This window comes from Algibacter sp., from assembly GCF_049667265.1.
Lineage (GTDB): Bacteria > Bacteroidota > Bacteroidia > Flavobacteriales > Flavobacteriaceae > Algibacter_B.
Window position 1 is genome coordinate 1 of record NZ_JBATHX010000346.1, and the last position, 3,813, is coordinate 3,813.

The following is a 3,813-nucleotide window of genomic DNA, read 5'->3' on the forward strand; positions in this document are numbered from 1 at the left end:
GAATTGGAATTCAATGCTTTTCCATACAAAGAATTGATTGAGTATAATATTAAGGGAAATATCATTAAAACAATAGAGTTCAGCATTTACGAGGATTTGAAAGGAAAAACAATTCACGAAAAAGCAACTACTCATTTCAAGTACGACAAATGGAATAATGTGATAGAAATTCATCGAGAATTTGAACCAAAACAAGAGTTTCCAATAATTATCATTGGTGGACCAGCCAAATACGAATTTGAATACTTTAGGTATAAATACAACAAAAATGGACTTTGGACTAAAAAGTATAAAACAGTCGACGCAAAAGAAATTTTAGTTGCAAAAAGAAAATATAAATAACGAAAGCACAACACCGTGCCTGCCTGCTGGCAGGCACGGTATAATTAATCCGCCAGAGGCGGATAGGTTGCTTAGGGCCTGTGTGTAATGGGAAAATCCTCTACGCCAAAAAGCGTGGCAGGCCGGATTTCCCTAACGTTCGGTTTCCTTTTACTAAATTAGTTGCTGAATCACGCAACTAACCATACACAACAACGTTGTAAAACATCTTCTAACAAAGAACAATATTTAAGCGTTTTTCTTGTTGGCAAAATTAAAAATTATGCGACAGCGAAAAACTACACTTAACCAATCGAAAAAATAGTAAATAAGAGTTTCTTTTAATAGGTGCTACTATTTTAAAATAACCGAAATTTGTGTTAGCAGATTACTAGCTAACTAACTTAGAATTGGGCTAGTCTTTATTGTATAATTATAGTCTTAAAAAATTGATATATGCGTTTACGTATAAGCTGTGACCTAAAGTTTGAGATTTTTGAGCCAACTCCATTTATTCTTATGTTAAGGCCACGTAGTGGTAGCCAACAATGGGTAGAAAGCGAGGTATATAAAATTACACCAAGTACGCCGGTTTTTGAATTCACGGACAATTATGGCAATCTGTGTCAACGATTAATTGCCCAACCTGGAATGTTCTCAATTTCTACTTCTTCAGATGTTGTAACCTCTAATTTTATAGATCAAGGCTTTGGTGCACCATTTATTGAAATCCAGAATTTACCGGACGCCGTGCTAAGTTATCTTTTACCAAGTAGATACTGTGAGTCTGATCTTTTTAATCAAATAAGTGCAGCTATTACTGAAGGCCAATTAATGGGCTACAACCAAGTTTCAGCAATTACAAATTGGTTACGCGAAAACATTGAGTATCTACCTGGCAGTAATAATCAACCCTTATCAGCCATTCAAGTTAATAATAGACAGTTTGGTGTATGTAGGGATTTGGCCCATTTGGGTATTGCTCTTTGCCGTAGTTTAAGCATCCCAGCACGAATTGTTGTTGGTTATTTACACAATTTGGAACCAATGGATATGCATGCTTGGTTTGAGGCATATATTGGTAACCGGTGGTATACTTTTGATGCCACTCAAGTAGGCTCTCCAGGAGGTTATGTTATTCTTGGTTTTGGTCGTGATGCTGCCGATGTTGCTATTTTTAATCAATTTGGCACTTTGGTTTCTCCAATTGAAAATCTTGTTAAAGTTGAACTTCACCCTTAAAGTAATTGGGAAAGTAACTTATTTATTTTAAAAAAATTTGCCGGTTGTAAATCGATATATTGTTATTCGTTTATAAACATTTTAACACACCATTGAAGCATCCATATAAAAAAACGTTTTACAACACAACCTATAAACAATACGGGTTTAGGGCTTAAACGAAAGGTTTGCGTATATTTATGAGGTCACGAAATCTCTGGGATTTCGCATTTGACTAGAAAAAAAGTAAAAAGAAAATCAAAAGATTTACCTATGTTTAGCAGATATGTGAAATTATTGAGCACTCCAACCTCCATCCAAAGTAAAGGACGTGCCGGTAATTGTTGTAGAAGTCTCTTGTGCTAGTAATAATGCCATGTCAGCAATGGCAGAAACAGGTACAAACTGTTTCACGGCTTGTTTTTTTAACATTACTTTTTCTACCACCTCCTCTTCGGTCATTTGATGTGCCTTGGCTTGATCTTTTATTTGACCTTCGACTAATGGTGTTTTTACATACCCCGGACAAATTGCGTTACATGTAATATTAAATGGGGCGCCTTCTAATGCTAAAACTTTGGTCAATCCGATAACACCATGTTTTGCCGCTACATAGGCCGATTTAAATTCAGATGCTCGTAAGCCATGAACAGAAGAAATATTAATAATTCTACCAAATTTTTGAGCTTTCATTTGTTTCCAAGCTGCTTTTGACGCATAAAAAACAGCGTTCATGTTGATAGCAATGATATCGTTGTACTTGGAATTTGGAAAATCTTCGATGGGAGATACATATTGGATACCTGCATTATTGACTAACACGTGCAAGTACCCAAATGTACTTATGGTCAGTTTTATTAGTTCTTCAACGGCTTCCGGTTTTAGCAAATTGGCATTTAAAAAAGCAACTTTAACCTTGTATTTATGTCCTATTTCTTGGGCAATCTCTTTACCATTTGGTTCTAATCCATGAAACATAATTTGATAGCCTTCTTTAGCAAATTGACTGGCTATAGCTAAACCAATACCGCTAGTGCTTCCAGTGATAAGAACGGTTTTATTCATTTTCTAAAAATCTTTTAAGTACTAAATTAAATGCATCCGGTTGATCAATAACAACGCCATGTCGCGAATTTGCTATTACGCTTAAACTAGCGTTAGGCATTTTTTTAACGTAAGCCTCCTTAAATGCAACGGGCGTATAATCCATATCAGATGCCACTACAAGAGTTCTTGTATTAATGTCTTTAAGTTTGTCTCCTAATCCCCATGCCATTAAAGTTACAAAGGAGTTGTAATAAGCATTATAGTCATTATTTTTGCAGCGTGCTTCAAAAGCATGTCTTAAATCTACTTGATGCGGTTCCGGAAACATATTAAATGCAATATCTTTTGCTAATAATTCCAACCCATTGGTCTCTAAAAAACGTGTTCTGTTCTTTAAGAGTTCGTCACCAATACTACCCATATCGTTAAAATCCGGTCCACTATTTACTATTACCAAATTCTCTACATAAGTTGGATAGCTGGAGGCCATTTGAAATGCCACAGCGCCACCCATTGAAAAACCAACAAAGGTTGCGGTTTTGATTTGTAATTGATCTAAAAAGCCTTTTACGTCTTCTGTCATCAACGCCACTCCATAAGCGTTTTTGGGTTTTGAAGAGTCGCCGTGGCCTCTTAAATCTAGAGTTATAACACGAAAATTATTTGAAAAGAATGGGACTTGTGCGTCCCAATCCTTTTTTGTTGATCCTAATCCGTGAAGTAAAAGAAGCACTTTACCGTTTCCATATTCTTCATAATCAAGTTCTATATCATTAACTTGTATTTTCGACATGGTTTAGTGTCCTAATTAGTTGCAGCGGTTTTATTTTTAAAGAAGTTTACTTTATATTTCAATTCAAACGAAATCAAAGTTTCTATAACTGGAGATGCTACAAATTCTCGCACTTCCGCATTGAAAAGGTTTGTAATACTTAAACCCAAAGATAGACTTTCTGAAAAATTATATCCTGCATTGGCATCCACAGTGAATCCGCCAAGTTGTCCGTAATTCCATGTTCTACCAACTCTTGTATTTTCAACTATTTCATTTACACCATCACCGTCTTGATCTTGTGTTTCAGCAGCAACATTTATTCCAGAGAAGAAATCATATTTTTGAACGTATCTACCGTACATAGAACCGTAAAATTTACCATTATTGTAGTGAAATCCTAAACTAAATTTATGGTTTGGAGTATTGATAGGCAATTCACTTTCCAACAC

Annotated in this window: 5 protein-coding genes; 2 read left to right on the forward strand and 3 right to left on the reverse strand. The window is 35.4% G+C overall.

Annotated features, from left to right (window positions below; translation table 11 throughout):
- Together WBN21_RS12105 and WBN21_RS12110 are read left to right on the forward strand one after the other, a co-directional pair.
- A partial coding sequence (locus WBN21_RS12105; protein WP_424200627.1) for a hypothetical protein occupies positions 1-342 on the forward strand: 342 nt, incomplete at its 5' end.
- A gap of 435 nt (positions 343-777) precedes the next feature.
- The gene (locus tag WBN21_RS12110; RefSeq protein WP_424200629.1) at positions 778-1,563 is read left to right on the forward strand and encodes a transglutaminase domain-containing protein; all 786 of its coding nucleotides are present in this window, start codon (positions 778-780) and stop codon (positions 1,561-1,563) included.
- Between the two features lie 273 nt (positions 1,564-1,836).
- Here WBN21_RS12110 and WBN21_RS12115 read toward each other — a convergent pair whose 3' ends face one another.
- The 3 genes from WBN21_RS12115 to WBN21_RS12125 form a co-directional block, all read right to left on the reverse strand.
- Positions 1,837-2,607, reverse strand: a complete 771-nt coding sequence (locus tag WBN21_RS12115) for a 3-hydroxybutyrate dehydrogenase (protein ID WP_424200631.1) — start codon at positions 2,605-2,607, stop codon at positions 1,837-1,839.
- Complete coding sequence (locus WBN21_RS12120; RefSeq protein WP_424200633.1) at positions 2,600-3,382, reverse strand: alpha/beta fold hydrolase; 783 nt, start codon at positions 3,380-3,382, stop codon at positions 2,600-2,602. The genes WBN21_RS12115 and WBN21_RS12120 overlap by 8 nt, the downstream gene beginning before the upstream one ends.
- 11 nt (positions 3,383-3,393) lie before the next feature.
- On the reverse strand, positions 3,394-3,813 hold a 420-nt coding region (locus WBN21_RS12125), incomplete at its 5' end, for a TonB-dependent receptor domain-containing protein (protein ID WP_424200635.1).